This window comes from Pseudomonas sp. GM17 (assembly GCF_000282175.2).
Classification (GTDB): Bacteria; Pseudomonadota; Gammaproteobacteria; order Pseudomonadales; family Pseudomonadaceae; genus Aquipseudomonas; species Aquipseudomonas chlororaphis.
Window position 1 is genome coordinate 3,130,537 of sequence record NZ_CP124732.1, and the last position, 20,206, is coordinate 3,150,742.

Here is a 20,206-nt window from a genome sequence, read left to right on the forward strand (position 1 = left end):
CGAACAAAGGCTTCTCATGAGTGAAGATGCACAAGACGTCGTACTGATCGTCGAAGATGAACCGGTGATTCTGATGTTGCTCGCCGACTATCTGTCGGGCCTGGGCTATCGGGTGTTGCAGGCGGAAAACGGCGAGCAGGCATTCGAGATCCTCGCCAGCAAACCGCACCTGGATGTGATGATCACCGACTACCGGCTGCCGGGCGGGATTACCGGGGTGATGATCGCCGAGCCCGCGGTGAAACTGCGCCCCGACCTCAAGGTGATTTTCATCAGCGGCTATCCCACCGAGATTCTCGAATCCGGCAGCCCCATCGCGAGAAGCGCGCCGATCCTGGCCAAACCCTTCGACCTCGACAGCCTGCAAGAGCAGATCCAGCGCCTGCTGGCGTGACATCCCGCGGCCGGCAGCGGGCATGTAGCCGCCAGCAAGATCGTCAATCGATCCTCGCGGCGTATCAGACAACATGCATGTTCAGGACTTGCGCCTGCGGCAGCGGCTACGCGAAGTCTGCCGCGCTCCTGTAGCCGCTGCCGAGCCTGCGAGGCTGCGCTCGCCTGCAAAGCAGGCGTAAATCCAGGCCGCGCACTCCACCTGGTCCACCGCAGAATCAGGTTTTGCGACAACTGCGTTGTCGATCGCAGCCTCGCAAGCTCGGCAGCGGCTACAGGGGAATAGCCTTTACAGGCCTTGCTGCAAGGCCGGATCGTCAGGGTTCTGTTGCTCCAGCTGGGCCAGGAGGATCTGCACGTTCTGCAACTGGCCGCTTTCCTTCCAGTACTTGATCAGCAGCACCCGCGCCTTGCGGTTGGCGGGTTGGCGCTGGACGATTTCCTCGAGCTGTTTCTGCGCCGCTTCCAGCTCTTCTTCGCTGTGCAGGGTGGTGGCCAGGTCATAGCGGTAGTCGGCGTTGTTCGGCTCCAGTTCCACGGCGCGGGACAGGCCAAGCAGGGCGAACTCGCTCTGGTCGTGGTGCAGCAGCCACATGCCCAGGGCGTGTTGCAGGTAGGCGGAATCCTGTTGCGCCTGCAGCTGTTTGGCCAGCAACTGGCGGGCGGCTTCGCTGCGGCCCTGGCGGTCGAGCACCTCCAGTTGCAGGATCACCGCTTGCAGGTTGTCCGGTTGCAGGCTCAAGGCGTGCTCCAGCGTCTGCTGGGCCTGGTCCAGGTTGGCGTTGTGCAGGTACAGGCGCGCCAGCTGGTATTGTGCCTCGACGTTCTCCGGCTGGGCCTTGAGTACCTGGGTGTACTCATCGATCACTTGCTGCAGCGGCCCGAAATACAGGCCCTGTTCATCCGGCGACAGGCCGAGCAGGGCGGTGACGGCGGCGAAGCGCACGCTTTGCACTTCATCGTCCAGCAGCGGGCCGATCAGCAGGCTGCGCTGGCGCGCCGGGACCAGGCCGAGCACCGCCTGGATGGCGGCCTCGCGGACCTCGGGCTCGGTGTGGTGCAGGCCGGCGTCGGCCAGTTTCAGCGCCTGTGGGCTGGGGTAGTTGTGCAGCTCGGCGAGCAGGCGGATGCGGCGGCTGTCCGACAGGTCCGGACGCCCCAGCTGCTGATACAGCACCCGCGCCGCGCCGGGCTGGCCGTTGCGCGCCTGCTCCAGCGCCTTGCCGTAACCGTGCCTGATCGCATCCGGCACCGCCGGTGGCGTAGTACGCAGGAACAGCCACGCCAGGCCCAGGGCCAATACGACGAGGAGGCTGATCAACAGGGTGCGGCGGGGCTTGGTCATGCAGGCATCCATGGCGGGGGCGGCTTTACGAAGGCGCAAGCTTCGGTCAGGTTCCCCTCGGAGTCAAACCCGCTTGCGGGGCGGCGGGCACGACTCGGGTTTTTGCGGCGGGCAAGGCTGGAAGAGCGGCGCCGGTTGGTCCAATCATTCTGCTTGACCAAGCGATTGGCGCGAAGGATCGACAGTTCGGAAAAAATTGCCTTCCTGCCGGGAAGGCCGGGACGATAAGCTTTCCCGGCCGCAGACTGACTACGCTAGCCGCAGGTGCCCCTTTGTCCAGAACCCACTCATGCAGCCACTGATCAATTACTTCAAGGTCGTGATCCAGCCGGGGGGCGCGGTGCTGCGCTTCGCCCTGCGTACCATCGCCGCCGGCCTGCTGACCCTGTACTTGGCGTTTATCTTCGACCTCGACCAGCCCAAGTGGTCGCTGATGGCGGTGATCATTGTCAGCCAGCCCCTGGCCGGCATGGCCCTGGCCCGCAGTTTCGGCCAGGTGGTCGGCACCACCCTGGGGGCCGCGGTGGCGGTGCTGATCATGGCGATCTTCCCCCAGGCGCCGCTGCCGTTCCTGGTCACCCTGGGCCTGTGGCTGGCGTTGTGCACCGCCGGCGGCACCTTGCTGCGCTACACCAGCTCCCAGGCGTTCGTGCTCAGTGGCTACACTGCGGTGGTGGTGGCGATGCTGGCGATCCCCGACCAAGGCAACACCCTGATGCTGGCCATTACCCGGGTCACCGAAACCCTGCTGGCGGTGGCCTGCGTCTGCGTGGTCAGCCTGCTGACGGCGCGGCCCGAGGCCGTGGCCGATGGTTACTTCGCCAAGATCGACCAGGTGCTCAAGTTGCTGGCGACCCACGCCACGGCGGCGATTCGCACCGACGAAAGCGAGGCCGACTTCCACAAGCGGCAGATGCAGTTGCTGGGCGAGATCAGCGCCCTGGAAGGTTTGCGCCGCCACCTGTATTTCGACGCGCCGCGCTTGCGCAGCGCCGATGGCCTGGTGCAACTGCTGGGCAACCAGCTGGTGCTGCTGACCTCGCGCCTCACCGTACTGCGCCACCAGCGCGAACTGCTGCGGGCGCGCTGGGTCGGCGAGCTGCCGGAGGCGATCCAGCAACTGCGCGCCGACGAGCTGGCGTTTCTCGATGAACTGGCGCAGCACGGGCGTGCCTTGCCCGCCGCCTCGCGGCAGCAGTTCGCGCACTTGCAGCAGCGTTTCGACGAACAAGCGCGGCGCGCCGAGCGCGAGGCCGATGCCTTGCCCGCCACCCTGCGCTCCCTGGCCTGGGCCCTGCGCTGGGAACAGGCGCGGATGCTCAAGCAGCTCGAAGACATTCTCGAATTCAGCGATGCCATCCAGGACGGTCGCCAAGCCAGTTGCCTGTACCGCCAGGGCCGCTCAAACCCACTGCACCTGGACTGGCCGCTGGCGGCGATGAATGCGCTGCGGGCCTTCACCGCGCTGCTGGTCGCCGGGCTGATCTGGATCGAAACCGCCTGGGACGGTGCGCGTTCGAGCATGGTCCTGGTGGGCATTCTCTGTTCGCTGATGGCGACCTTCCCACGGCCCTTGGCGGCGGCGCAAAGCTATATGCGCGGCCAGGCCCTGGCGCTGCTGGTCTCGGCGGTCTACGTCTTCGCCCTGGTGCCCTTGATCGGCGATTTCGAATGGCTGGCGCTGTTGCTGGTGCCGCTGCTGTATACGGTCGCGGTGGGCCTGGCCAGCCCGATGACCGCCGGCATCGGCATGGGCTTGGGGCTGTCGAGCCTGCTGATGATCGGCCCGCAGAACATCGGCGCCTGGCAGAACAACGCCGCTCAGTGGTTCGAGTTCGCCGGGGCCTATGTCAGCGGCGGGGTGCTGTCGTTGCTGGTCTATGCGTTCATTTTCCCGTTCAACCCGGTGCTGCGCATTCGCCGCTTGTTCCGCGACACCCGCGAGCAGGTGTACGCCTTGCAGAAAACCACGGCCAGCGATGAGGAGCAGTTTGTCTTCGAGAGCCGCATGGTCGACCGCCTGACCCAGATGCTCGGGCTGTTGCCCGCCGCCGGCGACCGGGTTTGCGCCGAGCGTTTCGAGACCAGCCTGGCCTGCATGACCCTGGGCGTGGCGATGAACCAGCTCAAGCAGCAGAGCCTGGACAACCCCTGGCTGAGCGGCGCGGCCAACGCCGACCTGCAGCAGTTGCTGCGGTGGGTCGGGCGGTATGTGGCGGGGCGCCCGGGGCTGGATGTGGACCCACTGCTGGCGCGGCTGCGGGAACTAGGCGACCACCTGGACCAACTGCACGGCGACGACCGGCCCCAGGCCCGCGAACAGCTGTGGTCGGTGTTCCGCATGCGCGTTTCGCTGCTGATCGTCGGCGCCTTCCTGGAGCGCTACCACCCCATGCTGCAACCCACGGAAACAGGAGAACCGGCCCTTGCCCATTGATTTCGAATTCGGCGGCGTCTACCTGCCGCCCATTGCCCAGGCCCTGTTGCTGGCCTTGCCGATTTTCCTGCTGCTCGACTGGGGGCTGCGGCGCCTCGGTGTATTGCGTTTCGTCTGGCACGAAGCGTTGTTCGAAGGGGCGCTGTATGCCTGCGTCTGCGCCACGGTCATTCTGTTGATGGGAAGCCTATGAATCTGAAAAACACCCTGGCCCGTTCGATCACCCTGGTGGCGGTAGTGCTGGCGCTGGTGCTGGGCTGGTTCGCCTGGGAGCATTACACCCGCGCGCCCTGGACCCGCGACGCACGGGTGCGGGCCGATGTGGTGACCCTGTCGGCGGACGTCGCCGGGCGCATTGTCAGCCTGCGGGTGCAGGACAACCAGCACGTGGACAAGGGCCAGCTGTTGCTGGAGATCGATCCGGCGCAATATGCCCTGGCCGTGGAACATGCCAAGCGCTCGGTGGAAGTGGCGGTCGCCACCCTCGGCCAGTCCGAGGCGGCGATTGCCGCCAGCGCGGCGCAGCTCAAGCAGCGGCAAAGCGAAGAGCGCCGGCGGCGGACCCTGAAGCAGGGCTTTGCGATTTCCGGCGAGGAGTGGGAAAAGTCCAATACCGATGTGGCGGTGGCCCAGGCCGACCTGTTGCGCGACCAGGCCAACCTCGGCCTGGCCCAGGCCAACGTGCACCTGGCCCAGGCCGCGCTGAAGCAGGCCGAACTGGACCTGCAGCGCACCCGGGTCGAAGCCCCCGTCAGCGGCTACGTGACCAACCTGCAGACCCGCCAGGGCGACCATGCCGCTGCCGGCGCGGCCTTGCTGGCGCTGGTGGACAGCGCTTCCTTCTATGTCAGCGGCTACTTCGAGGAGACCAAGCTGCCGCGGATCGAGGAGGGCAGCGCGGTGCGCATCCAGCTGATGAGCGGCGAGAGCTTCGGCGGCAAGGTGCAGAGCATCGCCTTCGCCATTACCGACCGCGAGAACTCCCAGGGCAGCCGCCTGCTGGCCAACATCAACCCCAGCTACACCTGGGTCAAGCTGGCGCAGCGGGTGCCGGTGCGGATCGCCATCGACCCCGATTACCCGGGCAAGGACAGGTTGCGCGCTGGCACCACGGCGACGGTGACGGTGTTGGAGTAGGTCGGGAAATGGCGGTGCCGGCGAGGGCGCCTATCGCGAGCAAGCTCGCTCCTACATGAGCCGTGCACGCTCATGTAGGAGCGAGCTTGCTCGCGATGCTGTTCTATGGGCGAAAAAAAGCCCCGTGACCGAATGAGAACACGGGGCAAAAATTTGGTTGGTTGCGGCCAACCAAAGGAGCTCGGTTGAAGCCTTACTTGCTGGCCACCGTCTCAGGCTGCCAGCCGCCACCCAGGGCCTTGTAGATGGCGACGATGCCACGGTACAGGTCGACCTCGGCCTGGGCCTGGGAGTCTTCGGCGGCCAGGCGTTCGCGCTGGGCGTCGAGCAGTACCAGGAAATCGACGGTGCCTTCGCGGTAGCGGATCTCTGCCAGGTCGGCGGCGGCGCGGCTCGACTCGCTCTGGCGAATCAGCGAGATCAGGCGTTGCTGGCGCTTGCCGTAGTCGCTGAAAGCGTTTTCCGACTCTTCCAGGGCCAGCAGCACTTGCTGTTCGTAGGTCGCCAGGGCGCCGTCGGCGTCGGCATTGGCGCCCCGCAGGCGGGCGCGCACGCTGCCCAGGTCGAAGGCCGCCCAGGTAATGCTCGGGCCCAGGGCCCAGGCATTGGCGGCCGAGGAGCCGATTTGCGAACCACGGCCGGCGGTGAAGCCGAGGAAGCCGCTGAGGCTGACCCGCGGGAACAGGTCGGCCTTGGCCACGCCGATCCGCGCGGTGGCGGCGGCCAGCTGGCGTTCGGCGCTGAGGATGTCGGGACGGCGCTGCAGCAGTTCGCCCGGGTCGCCGATCGGCAGGGCCTTGGCAATCGCCGGCAACTGCGCGGGCTTGAGATCGACACTGAGCTTGTCCGGACGCTCGCCCAGCAGGGTGGCGATACGGTTGCGCTGGCGCACCTGTTCGGCCTGCAGTTGCGGCACGCTGGCCTCTACCGCGGCCAGGCGCGCGTCGGCGCGAACCACGTCGAGCTGGTCGCCGACGCCGGCGTCACGCAGGCTTTCGGTGATCTTGCGCGACTCCTGCTGGTTGTCCAGGTTGGCCAGGGCGATCTTTTCCCGCAGCTGGGCGCCGCGCAGCTGGCCGTAGGCGTCCACCAGCTCGGCGATCATGGTGACTTGCAGCTGGTAGAGGTCGGCCTCGGCGGCCTGCTGGTCGGCTTCGCTGGCTTCCAGGTTGCGCTGGATGCGGCCGAACAGGTCCAGCTCCCAGGCCATGTCCAGGCCCAGGTCGTAGCGTTCGCTGTTGACCCGGCGGGTGGTCTGGCCGGGGATCTGACCCTTGGCCAGGTCGCTGCTGGCACGGCTGGTGATGGTCGGCATCGCATCGTTGCTGGCGTCGTCGCGGATCGCCCGGGCGGCCCGCAGACGGGCGAAGGCCACGCGCAATTCACGGTTGCCCTGCAGGGACTTTGTCACCAACTGGTTGAGCACCGGGTCGTCGAACTGCTGCCACCAGATGCCTTCGAAGCGCGCGCGGTCGAAATTCTTCTGGCCCGCGGCGCCATCGGCGGCGGCCGTGATGTGGGCCGCCTCGGTGGTCGGGGTCTGGTAGTCCGGGCCCACGGCACAGGCACTCAGGGCCAGTGCCAGCAAGCTCGGCAGGAAGACTTTCAGGCTCATTGTTGCGCCTCCAGTTTCAGGGCTCGGGTCGCTTTGCGGGCTTCGCTGCGCTCCACATAGTTGCGGATCAGGACGTAGAACACCGGGGTCAGCAGCAGGCCGAAGAAGGTCACCCCGAGCATCCCGGAGAACACCGCGACACCCATGGCATGACGCATTTCCGCGCCGGCGCCGCTGGAGAACACCAGGGGCACCACACCCATGATGAAGGCGAACGAGGTCATCAGGATCGGCCGCAGACGCAGGCGGCAGGCTTCCAGGACCGCGGCCAGCGGATCGAGGCCTTCTTCCTGCTTGTCCTTGGCGAACTCGACGATCAGGATCGCGTTCTTGCACGCCAGGCCCACCAGTACGATCAGACCGATCTGGGTGAAGATGTTGTTGTCGCCACCGGACAGGATCACCCCGGCGATGGCCGACAGCAGGGTCATGGGCACGATCAGGATCACCGCCAGCGGCAGGCTCCAGCTCTCGTATTGCGCGGCCAGTACCAGGAAGGCCAGCAGCACGCAGAGCGGGAAGACGAACAGCGCGGTGTTACCGGCCAGGATCTGCTGGTAGGTCAGCTCGGTCCATTCGTAGGTCATGCCGTTGGGCAGTTCTTCCTTGAGCAGTTTCTCGATCGCCGCTTCCGCCTGGCCGGAGCTGTAGCCCGGTGCGGCCGCGCCGTTGATTTCCGCGGTGACGAAGCCGTTGTAGTGCATCACGCGGTCCGGCCCCGAGGTATCGCTGACCTTGATGAAGGTCGCCAGCGGGATCATCTCGCCCTTGTTGTTGCGTACTTTCAACTGGCCGATCTGCTCGGCTTCGAGACGGAACTGCTGTTCAGCCTGGACGTTGACCTGGTAGGTACGGCCAAAACGGTTGAAGTCGTTGGCGTACAGCGAGCCCAGGTAGACCTGCAGGGTGTCGAAGATATCGCTGATGGCCACGCCGTGGGTCTTGGCCTTTTCCCGGTCGATAGCGGCATCGACCTGGGGCACGTTGACCTGATAGCTGGTGAACAGCCCGGCCAGTTCCGGCACGCTGCGACTCTTGGCGATGACGTTCTGCACTTCTTTATACAGCTCTTCGTAACCCATGCCGCTGCGGTCCTCGACCTGCAGGCGGAACCCGCCGATGGTCCCCAGGCCCTGTACCGGCGGCGGCGGGAAGATCGCCATGTAGGCTTCCTGGATATCGGCGTACTTGCCGTTCAGGGCGCCGGCGATGGCCCCGGCGGACATGCTCGGGTCCTTGCGCTCGTCGAAGGGCTTGAGGGTCACGAACACGATGCCGTTGTTCGGGCTGTTGGTGAAACCGTTGATCGACAGGCCCGGGAAGGCCACCGCGCTTTCCACGCCCGGTTGCTTCAGGGCGATGTCGGACATGCGCTTGATCACGTCCTCGGTGCGGTCCAGGCTCGCGGCGTCCGGCAGTTGGGCGAAGGCCACCAGGTATTGCTTGTCCTGGGCCGGAACGAAGCCCATCGGCGTGTGGGCGAAGCCGAACCAGGTCAGCACCATCAGGCCCGCGTAGAGGAACAGGGCGATGCCGCTGCCACGAATCACCCGGCGCACGGTGCCAACGTAGCCACCACTTGCGCGGTCGAAGAAGCGGTTGAAGGGTTTGAACAGCCAGCCACCCAGCAACCTGTCGAGGAACTTGGAGAAGCCGTCCTTCGGTGCGTGGTGATCCTTGAGCAATACCGCGGCCAGGGCCGGCGACAGGGTCAGGGAGTTGAAGGCCGAGATCACCGTGGAGATCGCGATGGTCAGGGCGAACTGCTTGTAGAACTGCCCGGTCAGGCCGCTGATGAAGGCTGCCGGCACGAACACCGCGCAGAGCACCAGGGCGGTGGCGATGATCGGCCCGGTCACTTCGCGCATGGCGCGCTTGGTGGCTTCCACCGGATTCAGGCCGAGGCCGATATTACGCTCGACGTTTTCCACCACCACGATGGCGTCGTCCACCACGATACCGATCGCCAGCACCAGCCCGAACAGAGACAGGGCGTTGAGCGAGAAGCCGAACAGGTGCATCACGGCAAAGGTACCGATCAGCGAGACCGGCACTGCCACCAGCGGGATGATCGAGGCGCGCCAGGTCTGCAGGAACAGGATCACCACCAGCACCACCAGGATCAGCGCTTCGAACAGGGTATGCACCACTGCCTCGATGGAGCCACGCACGAAGATGGTCGGGTCGTAGACGATGCTGAAGTCCATGCCTTGCGGGAAGCTCTGTTTCAGCTCGGCCATCTTGGCCCGCACTTCGTTGGAAATCTCGATGGCGTTGGAGCCAGGGCGCTGGAAGATCGGGATCGCCACCGCCGGCTGGTTGTTCAGCAGCGAACGCAGGGCGTACTGGTTGGAACCCAGCTCGACCCGGGCGATGTCTTTCAGGCGGGTGATCTCGCCGTTGTCGCCGGAGCGGATGATGATGTTCTCGAACTCTTCCTCGGTCACCAGGCGGCCCTGGGTGTTGACCGACAGCTGGAAGCTGGTGGCGCTCGGCGCGGGCGGGGCGCCCAGGGTACCGGCGGCGACCTGGCGGTTCTGCTCGCGAATGGCGGTGACCACGTCGGTGGCGGTCAGGTTGCGCGAAGCGGTCTTGTTCGGATCGAGCCAGACCCGCAGCGAGTAGTCGCCCATGCCGAACAGCTGCACATCGCCGACGCCGCCCAGGCGCGCCAGCTCATCCTTGATATTGAGGATGGCGTAGTTGGACAGGTAGAGCATGTCGTAGCGTTTGTCCGGCGAGGTCAAGTGCACGACCATGGTCAGGTCGGGCGAGGCCTTGTCCACGGTGATGCCGATGCGCGTCACCTCTTCAGGCAGCTTGGGCTCGGTGCGGGTCACGCGGTTCTGCACCTGCACCTGGGTGTTGTCCAGGTCGGTGCCCAGGGCGAAGGTGATGGTCAGGGTGATCTTGCCGTCGGCGGTGGACTGCGAGGACATGTAGAGCATGTTCTCGACCCCGGTGATGGCCTGCTCCAGGGGCGCGGCCACGGTTTCACCGATGACTTTCGGGTTGGCGCCCGGGAAGTTGGCGCGCACCACCACGGTCGGCGGTACCACTTCCGGGTATTCGCTGATGGGCAGCTGGAACAGCGAGATGGAGCCGGCGATCAGGATCAGCAGCGACAGCACCGCTGCGAAGATCGGCCGTGAAATGAAGAATTGGGAGAAATTCATCTTGAGTCTTTTCCCTTAACCGCGTGGAGTCGCAGCGCTGGCCAGTTTCGCAGCTGCTTCAGACGCGCCCTTGGCGGGGGCGACTTGAGGCAGGTTGCTGGCTTCCAGGGCCTTTCTTTGTTGCGCCAGGGCGGCGAGGGTTTCCTTGCTGGCCATCGGCACCACTTCAGGGCTGACCGGTGCGCCCGGACGGGCGCGCTGCAGACCCTTGACGATGATGGTGTCGTCCTTGTTCAGGCCGTTGCGCACGATGCGCAGGCCTTCGATCTTCGGCCCCAGCTCGACGGCGCGGTACGCCGGCTTGTTGTCGGCGTCCATCACCAGCACGAACTTCTTGCCCAGGTCGGTCCCCACCGCTTCGTCGTTGATCAGCACGGCGGAGTAGGTGCCGCTGCCCACCAGTTTCAGGCGCGCATAGAGACCCGGGGTGTAGCTGCCGTCGGCGTTGTCGAACACCGCGCGACCGCGGATGGTGCCGGTCTGCGGGTTGACCTGGTTGTCAACGAAGTTCATCTGGCCCAGGTGCGGGTGGCCTTCTTCATTGGACAGGCCGAGGTAGACCGGGGTGGTCTGGCCACGCTGGCCCTGGCGAGCGAGCTGGGTGTACTTGAGGTACACACGCTCGTCGGCGTCGAAGTAGGCGTAGACCTTGTCGGTGGAGACCACGCTGGTCAGCGGGGTGACATCGGCGGTCACCAGGTTGCCGGCGGTGATTTGCGCACGGCTGACGCGACCGCTGATGGGCGCGCTGACCCGGGTGAAACTCAGGTTGAGCTTGGCCACGTCCAGTTGCGCCTGGATTGCGTCGACCCCGGCACGGGCTTCCTGGGCGGCGCTGGTGCGGGTGTCGGCCAGCTCGGCGGAGATCGCGTTGCTGGTCAGCAGGCGCTGGCCGCGCTGGGCTTCATTGGCACTGCGGGTGGCGGTGGCGCGGGCTTGTTGCAGCTGGGCTTCCAGGCGGCGCACTTCGGCCTGGAACGGCCGTGGGTCGATCTGGAACAGCAGGTCGCCTTTTTTCACCAGGGCGCCTTCGGTGAAGGCCACCTGGTCGATCTGGCCGGAAACCCGTGGGCGGATCTCTACGGTTTCCGGCGCCTCGAGGCGCCCGGTGAACTCGTCCCATTCGTTGACCGGTTGCTCCAGCACCTTGGCCACACTGACTTTGGCGGCGGGCATGTTGGCGGCCGTTTGCGGCGCCTTGCCACAGGCGCTCATCACCAGCACAGCCAATAATGCGAGAGGGAAGCGTAAGTGTTTGAGTGACTGTTCCATGGATCATCCGCCAATGTATTTGAGATGGGCGGATGATGCTCGGCAGGGTTGTATCGCACGAATCGAATGAGCCGAAGGTAACTATCATTCGGAATGATATAAGCGCGATGAAAGCCCTCTAGCATGCACCTTTCGTTAGGGTGCTATCAATTACTTAAATGGAATTTCATTGTTTCCGCGATTGCAAGGGTCGGGCGGCGAGGGCGGTGACGGCATAAGGCGTTATCGCAAGGATTGTTGTCCTGGTTGCGGTCTGCCCGGCAGGGAGGTGAGTGCTTTCATTACCAACTGCCATAGGGGATGCCGTACTTCTCTATATAGCGTTTGGACTCTTCACTGATCGGGTAGGCGTAACGGCCATTGGTTTTGCCTTGGCTCGGCCCTAAAGGCTCAACTTCGGCTTGGATGCGAGTGACTTTGATCGGGTGATGACATTCATCTCTTACCCAGACCTGGACAATGCGGTTGGTCGGTTTCGGCGGCGCCTTCGGCGGGGCTCTGGTTGGGATTGGCGGGCCGTAGAAGATTGGGCATCGGCCCGGGTCCGTTGCTGGCCATGACGGGTCCTGGTTCAAGCGAAAGGGGCGCTGGAAACCGTACCGGGAATGCTGGGGCAGGGATTCAGGAGGATTCTGCAAGAGGCTGGGCAGTGGCTGATTCGGTTGTAGGGCTGATGCAGAGCCCCCCAGATCGCCAGACAGTTTTTTACTCTCTAGCAACCACAAAAATCATAATTTCGGCATTTCCCGCCTTCTCCCAGAATGCGTCCTACACCTCCCACGGCTGCCTACGTGGGATCACTCAACAGGGCGCAGATATGACAACCCATAAAACAATAATCGACACGCTTGTAGTGGGCGCCGGCCAAGCCGGCGTGGCCATGAGCGAACACCTGAGCCGCCTGGGCGTGCCGCACCTGGTGCTGGAGCGCAACCGCATCGCCGAAGCCTGGCGCAGCGGGCGCTGGGATTCGCTGGTGGCCAACGGCCCGGCCTGGCACGACCGCTTTCCGGGCCTGGAATTCGAAGGCCTGGACCCCGATGCCTTCGCCGGCAAGGACCAGGTCGCCGACTACTTCGAAACCTACGCCCGTAAATTCAACGCACCGATCCGCACTGGCGTCGAAGTCAGGAAGGTGGTGCGCAACACCGCCCGCCCGGGCTTCACCGTGGACACCGGCGACGGGGTGATCGAAGCCCGGCAAGTGGTGGTGGCCACCGGTCCGTTCCAGTGCCCGGTGATCCCGCCGATCGCCCCGCAGGATCAGCGTGTGCTGCAGATGCACTCGGCGGCCTACCGCAATCCGCAACAGCTGCCCGAAGGCGCAGTGCTGGTAGTGGGCGCCGGTTCGTCAGGGGTGCAGATCGCCGATGAACTGCAACGCGCCGGCAAGCAGGTCTATCTCTCGGTCGGGGCCCATGACCGTCCGCCGCGGGCCTACCGCAACCGTGATTTCTGCTGGTGGCTGGGGGTGCTCGGCGAGTGGGATGCCGAGACCATGCAGCCGGGCAAGGAGCACGTGACCATCGCCGTCAGCGGCGCCCGTGGCGGGCATACCGTGGACTTCCGCCGGCTGGCCCACCAGGGCATGACCCTGGTCGGCCTGACCAAGGCCTTCGATAACGGCGTGGTCAGCTTCGAGGCCAACCTGGCCGAGAACATTGCCCGCGGCGACGAAAACTACCTGGCGCTGCTCGACGCCGCCGATGCCTACATCGCCCGCAACGGCCTGGACCTGCCGCAAGAGCCCGAAGCCCGGGTGATGCTGCCGGACCCGCCGTGCCTGACCCAGCCGATCCTCGAACTCGACCTGGTCAAGGCCAACGTCGCCACCATCATCTGGGCCACCGGTTATTCGGTGGACTACAGCTGGCTGCAGGTCGATGCCTTCAAGGACAACGGCAAGCCCCGGCACCAGCGCGGCGTGTCCAGCGAGCCCGGGGTCTATTTCGTCGGCCTGCCGTGGCTGTCGCGGCGCGGCTCGGCGTTTATCTGGGGCGTGTGGCACGACGCCCGGCACATCGCCGAGCACATCGTCAAACAGCGCATCTACTTCGATTATCGCGACGCCGCGCAGCGCCAAGCCGAGCGCGAATCCGCCACTCAACCCGCCAGCCGCATGGGAGCCCGCTGATGCCTACTCATACCCGCATCCGCATGTTCAACACCAAAGATACCTACCCGAACCAGAGCCTGGACAACGACCTGTGCCAGGCGGTGCGCGCCGGCAACACCGTGTATGTGCGCGGCCAGGTCGGCACCGACTTCAATGGCCAGCTGGTCGGCCTCGGCGACCCGCGGGCCCAGGCCGAGCAGGCCATGCGCAACGTCAAGCAACTGCTGGAAGAGGCTGGCAGCGACCTCAGTCATATCGTCAAGACCACCACCTACCTGATCGACCCGCGTTACCGCGAACCGGTCTACCAGGAGGTCGGCAAGTGGCTCAAGGGCGTGTTCCCGATCTCCACCGGACTGGTGGTCAGCGCCCTGGGTCAGCCGCAGTGGCTGATGGAAATCGACGTGATCGCGGTCATCCCCGAATAAGGAGTGCGCCATGACTTTCTCCATCGTCGGCCGCTGCGCCGAAACCGGCCAGCTGGGCATTGCCATCAGCTCGTCGAGCATCGCCGTCGGCGCCCGTTGCCCCTGGCTGCGCAGCGGCGTGGGCGCGGTGTCGAGCCAGAACATCACCTTGCCGGCCCTCGGCCCCCAGGTGCTCGACGGCCTGGGCGAAGGCCTGGAGCCGGCGCAGGCCCTGGACCAGGCGCTGACCCGCAACGGCTACAGCCAGTACCGCCAGGTGGCGGTGGTGGATGCCCGGGGGCGCACGGCGGTATTCAGTGGCAACCACGCACTGGGCATTAACAATGCCGTGGCCGGTGAGCAATGCGTGGCGGCCGGCAACTTGCTGGCCAACAGCGCAGTGATCGAGCGCATGGTCGAGGCCTTCGAAAGCAGCGAAGGCTGCCTGGCGGCGCGGCTGCTCAGCGCGTTGCAGGCCGGGCAGGACGCCGGGGGCGAGGCGGGCGCGGTGCATTCGGCGGCGCTGTCGGTGGTCGGCGAGCTGGTCTGGCCGATCGTCGACCTGCGGGTGGACTGGGCCGAGGCCAACCCCATCGGCGAGCTGCACAGGCTCTGGAGCGCCTACGAGCCACAGTTGCAGGATTACCTGACCCGCGCCCTCAACCCGACCCTGGCGCCGAGCTACGGAGTGCCGGGCGATGAATGAGCTGCGCAGCCGCGCCTTGCTGGCCAGGCTGGTGGGCTTTGCCACGGTCAGCCGCGATTCGAACCTGGCCTTGATCGAGTTCGTGCGCGACTACCTGCACGGCCTGGGCGTGAGCGGCGAGCTGATCTACAACGCCGAGCGGACCAAGGCCAACCTGCTGGCCAGCATCGGTCCGGCGGTGGAAGGCGGCATCGTGCTGTCCGGGCACACCGACGTGGTGCCGGTGGACGGCCAGCCCTGGACGCTCGACCCCTTCAGCCTGACCGAGCGCGACGGCAAGCTCTACGGGCGCGGCACCGCCGACATGAAAGGCTACCTGGCCTCGGTGCTGGCCGCGGTGCCGCTGTTTCTCGAAAGCCCGCTGCGCCGGCCGGTGCACCTGGCGTTCTCCTATGACGAGGAAGTCGGCTGCCTCGGCGTGCGCAGCCTGCTGGAAGTGCTGCCACAGCGCATCCCGCAACCGGCGCTGTGCCTGATCGGCGAGCCCACCGAGCTTAAACCGGTGCTCGGCCACAAGGGCAAGCTGGCCATGCGTTGCCATGTGCACGGCGCACCGTGCCACTCGGCCTATGCGCCTTATGGGGTCAACGCCATCGAGCAGGCGGCGCGGCTGATCGGCCGGCTGGGGGAGATCGGCCGGCGCCTGGCGGCCCCGGAGCATCACGACGCTCGCTTCGACCCGGCGTTCTCCACCGTGCAGGTCGGGGTGATCCAGGGCGGCACGGCGCTGAATATCGTCCCGGCCGACTGCCGCTTCGACTTCGAGGTGCGCGCCTTGCCAGCCTTCGAACCCCGGGCGGTGGTGGACGAACTGCAAGGCTATGCCGAACAGGAGCTGTTGCCGGCGATGCAGGCAGTCAAGGCCGATACGGCGATCCGCTTCGAAGCGATCTCGGCTTATCCAGGTTTGGCGACTGCTCCCGAAAGCGCCGCCGCGCAACGGGTGGCGCAACTGTGCGGGAGCGATGCCTTCGGCACCGTGGCCTTTGGCACCGAAGGCGGATTGTTCGACCAGGCCGGCATCCCGGCGGTGGTCTGCGGTCCCGGCAGCATGGACCAGGGCCACAAGCCGGACGAGTTCGTCAGCGTCGAGCAGATGGCGGCCTGCGACCGGCTGATGGACCGCCTGGCCGAATACCTCTGCAAGCATTGATAACGATTTTTCAATAAGAACAAGGAATCCGCGGTGAAAGATTTCAACGAGTGGACAGCCCTGGCGCAGCGCCAACGCCTGATCGACAGCGCCTTTATCGACGGTGAGGCGTGCCAGGCCGAGAGCGGCGCGCGCTTCGATGTGGTCAACCCGGCCACCGTGAAACGCTTGGCTCAGGTGGCCGCCTGCGGCGCGGTCGAAGTCGACCGGGCGGTGCGCAGCGCCCGCCGTGCGTTCGAGCAGGGCCCCTGGGCGAGGATGGCGCCCGGCGAGCGCAAGGCGATCCTGCTGCGCCTGTCGCAGCTGATGCTGGAGCACCGCGACGAACTGGCCTTGCTCGATTCCCTGAGCATGGGCAAGCCGGTGATGGATGCCTGGAATATCGATGTGCCGGGCGCGGCCCATGTATTTGCCTGGTACGGCGAAAGCCTCGACAAGCTCTATGACCAGGTGGCGCCGAGCGCCAGCAATGTCCTGGCGACCATCACCCGGGTGCCGCTGGGGGTGATCGGTGCGGTGGTGCCGTGGAATTTCCCGCTGGACATGGCCGCCTGGAAGCTGGCCCCGGCCCTGGCCGCCGGCAACAGCGTGGTGCTCAAGCCGGCCGAACAGTCGCCGTTCTCGGCCCTGCGCCTGGCCGAGCTGGCCATCGAAGCCGGCCTTCCCAAGGGCGTGCTCAACGTGGTGCCGGGCCTGGGCGAGGAGGCCGGTCGCGCCCTTGGCCTGCACATGGAGGTGGATGCCCTGGTGTTCACCGGCTCCACCGAGGTCGGCAAGTACTTCATGCAGTACGCCGCGCAGTCGAACCTCAAGCAGGTCTGGCTGGAGTGCGGCGGCAAGAGCCCGAACCTGGTGTTCGCCGATTGCCAGGACCTGGACCTGGCGGCCGAGAAAGCCGCGTTCGGCATCTTCTTCAACCAGGGCGAAGTCTGCTCGGCCAACTCGCGCCTGCTGGTGCAGCGCTCGATCGCCGATGGGTTCATCGAGCGCCTGGTTGCCAAGGCGCACCAGTGGCAGCCGGGCAATCCGCTGGACCCGGCGAGCCGGGCCGGGGCCATCGTCGATGCGCGCCAGGCGCAGCGCATCAAGCAGTACATCGAGCAGGCCCAGGCCGAGGGCGCGCAGTTGGTGTGCGGCGGTCGGCAACTGAGCATCGACGGTTCGAGCAACTTCATCGAGCCGACCATCTTCACGGGCGTGACCGCCGACATGACCCTGGCCCGCGAAGAGGTGTTCGGCCCGGTGCTGGCGATCACGCTGTTCGACGACGAAGACCAGGCGGTGGCCCTGGCCAATCAGCACATCTATGGCCTGGCCGCTTCGCTGTGGACCGACGACCTCAATCGCGCGCATCGAGTGGCGCGGCGGCTGAATGCCGGGACGGTGTCGGTGAATACCGTCGATGCGCTGGATGTCACCGTGCCCTTTGGCGGCGGCAAGCAGTCGGGCTTTGGCCGCGACCTGTCGCTGCATTCGTTCGACAAGTACACCCAGCTGAAAACCACCTGGATTCAACTGCGCGGCTGAGGCCCCGAAGCGCGGCACCGATCTTCAAAAAAATAGAACAACAAGACGGAGCAACCGATGAACAGCAATGCAAGCGTGCAAACCGGCGCCCTGGCGCCGCCCGCGAGTCGCAAGAAACTCGGCCTCACCGCGCTGTTGGCGGTGGCCATCGGCCTGGTGGTCTCACAAGGCGTGATGGTGCTGATGCTGCAAGGCGTCGGCATCGCCGGCCTGGGCTTTATCGTGCCCCTGGGCCTGGCCTACCTGTTGGCCCTGAGCTACGCCTGTTCGTTCTCCGAACTGGCGCTGATGATCCCCCGCGCCGGCAGCCTGAGCACTTACACCGAGGTCGCCATCGGCCAGTTCCCGGCGATCCTGGCGACCTTTTCCGGCTACATCGTGGTAGCGATGTTCGCCTTGTCGGCCGAGCTGTTGCTGATGGAGTTCATCATCGACAAGGTCTACCCGCACTCCATGCCGCCGCTGACCGTGGCCCTGGGGGTACTGGCGCTGTTCACCGTGCTCAACCTGTTCAACATCGACATCTTCGCCCGCCTGCAGACGGTGCTGGCGGTGGTGATGACCGTGGTCCTGCTGGTGATGGGCCTGAGCGCGATGAACAGCGACATCGTCGCGCCCAACCCGACGCTGTTCGACAGCGCCCACTGGAACCCCTTGGGCCTGGGCGTGGTCGCCCTGACGGCGATGGCGGTCTGGGGCTTCGTCGGCGCCGAGTTCGTCTGCCCGCTGGTGGAAGAAACCCGGCGTCCGGAGCGCAATATCCCGGGCTCGATGATGCTCGGCCTGACCATCATCTTCGTGATCATCAGCCTGTATGGCCTGGGCGCCTTGCTCACCGTGCCCCAGGCGGAACTGGCCAGCAACGGCCTGCCGCATTACCTGTTCGCCACCACGGTGTTCGGCGAGGCGGGCAAGGTGTTCCTGGTGACCGCCGCGATCACCGCCACCTGCAGCACCCTCAACAGTTCGCTGGCGGCGATCCCGCGCATGCTGTTCGGCATGGCTCGCAATGGCCAGGCCTTTGGCGTGTTCAAGCGCCAGGGCAAGCGCACCGGCGCGCCCTGGGTGGCGGTGCTGTTTATCGCCGCGGTCACTGGCCTGCCGTTGCTGCTGATGCACGACCATGCCGATGCGATCAACCAGCTGTTGCTCTCGGCGGCCCTGGCCTGGCTGCTGGCCTACATCATCACCCACGTCAATGTCATCGCCCTGCGCCGGCGCTACCCGCAGGTGGCGCGGCCGTTCCGCACGCCGTTCTACCCCTTGCCGCAGGTGTTCGGCATCGCCGGCATGCTGTTTGCGATCTGGAACGTCTCGCCCAGCCCGGAGATGACCTTTTCGATTTTTGCCTACGCAGGTCTCGTGCTGCTGATCGTCTCGATCATCGCCGTGCTGTGGATCAAGGGCGTGATGGGCAAGCCACTGTTCAAGCCGGAGCCGCTGGCCAGCGTGCTCGGCACTCTCGATAAAAACCCGCAAGGAGACTCGCAATGACCGTTCAGATCAAACCCGTGCGCAGCACCGGCGACTACCAGGCCGCGGATGCCGCGCACCACATTCATGCGTTCCTCGATCAGAAGGCGCTGAACGCCGAAGGGCCGCGGGTGATCGTGCGCGGTGAGGGCCTGGCGCTCTGGGACAACGACGGCAAGCGCTACCTGGACGGCATGTCGGGCCTGTGGTGCACCAACCTCGGCTACGGCCGCAAGGACCTGGCCGCCGCTGCCAGCCAGCAGCTCGAGCAACTGCCGTACTACAACATGTTCTTCCACACCACCCACCCGGCGGTGGTCGAGCTGTCGGAGCTGTTGTTCAGCCTGTTGCCCGCGCACTACAGCCACGCGATCTACACCAACTCCGGCTCCGAGGCCAACGAGGTGCTGATCCGCACCGTGCGCCGCTACTGGCAGATCCTCGGCAAGCCGCAGAAGAAGATCATGATCGGCCGCTGGAACGGCTACCACGGCTCGACCCTCGGCGCCACGGCGCTGGGCGGGATGAAGTTCATGCACGACATGGGAGGGGTGATCCCGGACGTGGCGCACATCGACGAGCCGTACTGGTTCGCCCACGAAGGCGACCTGACCCCGGCCGAGTTCGGCCTGCGCGCGGCGCGCCAGCTGGAGGAGAAGATCCTCGAACTGGGCGCCGAGAATGTCGCGGCCTTCGTCGCCGAGCCCTTCCAGGGCGCCGGCGGCATGATCTTCCCGCCAGAAAGCTACTGGCCGGAAATCCAGCGCATCTGCCGCCAGTACGACGTGCTGCTGTGCGCCGATGAAGTGATCGGCGGTTTCGGCCGTACCGGCGAGTGGTTCGCCCACCAGCATTTCGGCTTCGAGCCCGACACCCTGTCGATCGCCAAGGGCCTGACCAGCGGCTACATCCCCATGGGCGGTCTGATCCTCTCCAGGCGCATGGCCGAGGTGCTGGTGGAGCAGGGCGGGGTGTTCGCCCACGGCCTGACCTATTCCGGCCACCCGGTGGCGGCGGCGGTGGCCATCGCCAACCTCAAGGCCCTGCGCGACGAAGGCATCGTCAGCCGGGTCAAGCACGAGACCGGGCCGTACCTGCAGCGCTGCCTGCGCGAGGTGTTCGACAACCATCCGTTGATTGGCGAAGTGCAGGGCGCCGGGCTGGTGGCGGCCTTGCAGTTCGCCGAAGACAAGGCCAGCCGCAAGCGCTTCGCCAACGAAAACGACATGGCCTGGCGTTGCCGCACCATCGGCTTCGAAGAGGGCCTGATCATCCGCTCGACCCTGGGCCGGATGATCATGGCCCCGGCCCTGGTGGCCAGCCACGCCGACATTGATGAACTGGTCGACAAGACCCGTACCGCCGTAGACAGGACCGCCCGCGAATACGGTCGTCTGTAGGCCCAAAAGCGGCCGGCGCGCGCGGGCGCGTCGGCCTATTCGAGGAACC

Annotated in this window: 15 protein-coding genes and 1 pseudogene; 11 read left to right on the top strand and 5 right to left on the bottom strand. The window is 65.7% G+C overall.

The window, feature by feature from the left end:
• The first annotated feature begins 16 nt into the window (after positions 1-16).
• Positions 17-394: a response regulator gene (locus tag PMI20_RS14315; protein ID WP_007924849.1), complete on the top strand. Its 378-nt coding sequence runs from the start codon at positions 17-19 to the stop codon at positions 392-394.
• 288 nt (positions 395-682) lie between these two features.
• Here PMI20_RS14315 and PMI20_RS14320 read toward each other — a convergent pair whose 3' ends face one another.
• A complete protein-coding gene (locus tag PMI20_RS14320; RefSeq protein ID WP_007924848.1) occupies positions 683-1,738 on the bottom strand; it encodes a tetratricopeptide repeat protein in 1,056 nt (351 codons plus the stop codon).
• Positions 1,739-2,027: 289 nt separating this feature from the next.
• Here PMI20_RS14320 and PMI20_RS14325 point away from each other — a divergent pair, with 289 nt between their 5' ends.
• Genes PMI20_RS14325 through PMI20_RS14335 form a run of 3 tightly spaced genes read left to right on the top strand, consistent with a single transcriptional unit; the run spans position 2,028 to position 5,312 of the window.
• Entirely contained in the window at positions 2,028-4,175 is a 2,148-nt protein-coding gene (locus PMI20_RS14325) for an FUSC family protein (protein ID WP_007924847.1), read from the top strand.
• Positions 4,165-4,368: a DUF1656 domain-containing protein gene (locus tag PMI20_RS14330; protein WP_007924845.1), complete on the top strand. Its 204-nt coding sequence runs from the start codon at positions 4,165-4,167 to the stop codon at positions 4,366-4,368. Before PMI20_RS14325 ends, PMI20_RS14330 begins: the two co-directional genes overlap by 11 nt.
• On the top strand, positions 4,365-5,312 hold the full coding sequence (locus PMI20_RS14335; RefSeq protein WP_007924843.1) for an HlyD family secretion protein: 948 nt from the start codon (positions 4,365-4,367) through the stop codon (positions 5,310-5,312). Before PMI20_RS14330 ends, PMI20_RS14335 begins: the two co-directional genes overlap by 4 nt.
• A gap of 193 nt (positions 5,313-5,505) precedes the next feature.
• Here the strand turns inward: PMI20_RS14335 and PMI20_RS14340 are convergent, their stop codons facing one another.
• The 4 genes and pseudogenes from PMI20_RS14340 to PMI20_RS14355 form a co-directional block, all read right to left on the bottom strand.
• Positions 5,506-6,927 (bottom strand): efflux transporter outer membrane subunit, encoded by a 1,422-nt coding sequence (locus PMI20_RS14340; protein WP_007924841.1) that lies wholly within the window; start codon positions 6,925-6,927, stop codon positions 5,506-5,508.
• Positions 6,924-10,103, bottom strand: coding sequence for an efflux RND transporter permease subunit (locus PMI20_RS14345; protein WP_284173100.1), 3,180 nt, complete (start codon positions 10,101-10,103; stop codon positions 6,924-6,926). The genes PMI20_RS14340 and PMI20_RS14345 overlap by 4 nt, the downstream gene beginning before the upstream one ends.
• Positions 10,104-10,118: 15 nt before the next feature.
• Positions 10,119-11,375: a multidrug efflux RND transporter periplasmic adaptor subunit MexE gene (gene mexE, locus PMI20_RS14350; protein WP_007924837.1), complete on the bottom strand. Its 1,257-nt coding sequence runs from the start codon at positions 11,373-11,375 to the stop codon at positions 10,119-10,121.
• Positions 11,376-11,656: 281 nt separating this feature from the next.
• A pseudogene (locus tag PMI20_RS14355) lies at positions 11,657-11,836 on the bottom strand (DUF2931 family protein); the annotation flags it as partial.
• A 356-nt stretch (positions 11,837-12,192) separates the two neighbouring features.
• Between PMI20_RS14355 and PMI20_RS14360 the strand changes: the two are divergent.
• The 7 genes from PMI20_RS14360 to PMI20_RS14390 are packed head-to-tail and all read left to right on the top strand — an operon-like array spanning position 12,193 to position 20,157.
• A complete protein-coding gene (locus PMI20_RS14360; protein ID WP_007924835.1) occupies positions 12,193-13,509 on the top strand; it encodes a flavin-containing monooxygenase in 1,317 nt (438 codons plus the stop codon).
• On the top strand, positions 13,509-13,919 hold the full coding sequence (locus tag PMI20_RS14365) for a RidA family protein (RefSeq protein ID WP_007924833.1): 411 nt from the start codon (positions 13,509-13,511) through the stop codon (positions 13,917-13,919). The genes PMI20_RS14360 and PMI20_RS14365 overlap by 1 nt, the downstream gene beginning before the upstream one ends.
• 10 nt (positions 13,920-13,929) lie before the next feature.
• Positions 13,930-14,604 (top strand): DUF1028 domain-containing protein, encoded by a 675-nt coding sequence (locus tag PMI20_RS14370; protein WP_007924831.1) that lies wholly within the window; start codon positions 13,930-13,932, stop codon positions 14,602-14,604.
• The gene (argE, locus tag PMI20_RS14375; protein ID WP_007924829.1) at positions 14,597-15,757 is read left to right on the top strand and encodes an acetylornithine deacetylase; all 1,161 of its coding nucleotides are present in this window, start codon (positions 14,597-14,599) and stop codon (positions 15,755-15,757) included. Before PMI20_RS14370 ends, argE begins: the two co-directional genes overlap by 8 nt.
• 33 nt (positions 15,758-15,790) lie before the next feature.
• Entirely contained in the window at positions 15,791-17,284 is a 1,494-nt protein-coding gene (locus PMI20_RS14380) for an aldehyde dehydrogenase (RefSeq protein WP_007924827.1), read from the top strand.
• Positions 17,285-17,341: 57 nt separating this feature from the next.
• Entirely contained in the window at positions 17,342-18,778 is a 1,437-nt protein-coding gene (locus PMI20_RS14385) for an APC family permease (RefSeq protein ID WP_007924825.1), read from the top strand.
• Positions 18,775-20,157: an aspartate aminotransferase family protein gene (locus PMI20_RS14390; RefSeq protein ID WP_007924823.1), complete on the top strand. Its 1,383-nt coding sequence runs from the start codon at positions 18,775-18,777 to the stop codon at positions 20,155-20,157. The genes PMI20_RS14385 and PMI20_RS14390 overlap by 4 nt, the downstream gene beginning before the upstream one ends.
• Positions 20,158-20,206: the final 49 nt, after the last annotated feature.

What these genes read in the sequence shown, in the direction of transcription:
- mexE (WP_007924837.1), bottom strand. Translation starts at nt 11,375, where the DNA reads ATGGAACAGTCACTCAAACACTTACGCTTCCCTCTCGCATTATTGGCT.
- PMI20_RS14390 (WP_007924823.1), top strand. Translation starts at nt 18,775, where the DNA reads ATGACCGTTCAGATCAAACCCGTGCGCAGCACCGGCGACTACCAGGCC.
- PMI20_RS14325 (WP_007924847.1), top strand. Translation starts at nt 2,028, where the DNA reads ATGCAGCCACTGATCAATTACTTCAAGGTCGTGATCCAGCCGGGGGGC.
- PMI20_RS14385 (WP_007924825.1), top strand. Translation starts at nt 17,342, where the DNA reads ATGAACAGCAATGCAAGCGTGCAAACCGGCGCCCTGGCGCCGCCCGCG.
- argE (WP_007924829.1), top strand. Translation starts at nt 14,597, where the DNA reads ATGAATGAGCTGCGCAGCCGCGCCTTGCTGGCCAGGCTGGTGGGCTTT.
- PMI20_RS14365 (WP_007924833.1), top strand. Translation starts at nt 13,509, where the DNA reads ATGCCTACTCATACCCGCATCCGCATGTTCAACACCAAAGATACCTAC.
- PMI20_RS14315 (WP_007924849.1), top strand. Translation starts at nt 17, where the DNA reads ATGAGTGAAGATGCACAAGACGTCGTACTGATCGTCGAAGATGAACCG.
- PMI20_RS14340 (WP_007924841.1), bottom strand. Translation starts at nt 6,927, where the DNA reads ATGAGCCTGAAAGTCTTCCTGCCGAGCTTGCTGGCACTGGCCCTGAGT.
- PMI20_RS14345 (WP_284173100.1), bottom strand. Translation starts at nt 10,103, where the DNA reads ATGAATTTCTCCCAATTCTTCATTTCACGGCCGATCTTCGCAGCGGTG.
- PMI20_RS14360 (WP_007924835.1), top strand. Translation starts at nt 12,193, where the DNA reads ATGACAACCCATAAAACAATAATCGACACGCTTGTAGTGGGCGCCGGC.
- PMI20_RS14335 (WP_007924843.1), top strand. Translation starts at nt 4,365, where the DNA reads ATGAATCTGAAAAACACCCTGGCCCGTTCGATCACCCTGGTGGCGGTA.
- PMI20_RS14320 (WP_007924848.1), bottom strand. Translation starts at nt 1,738, where the DNA reads ATGACCAAGCCCCGCCGCACCCTGTTGATCAGCCTCCTCGTCGTATTG.
- PMI20_RS14370 (WP_007924831.1), top strand. Translation starts at nt 13,930, where the DNA reads ATGACTTTCTCCATCGTCGGCCGCTGCGCCGAAACCGGCCAGCTGGGC.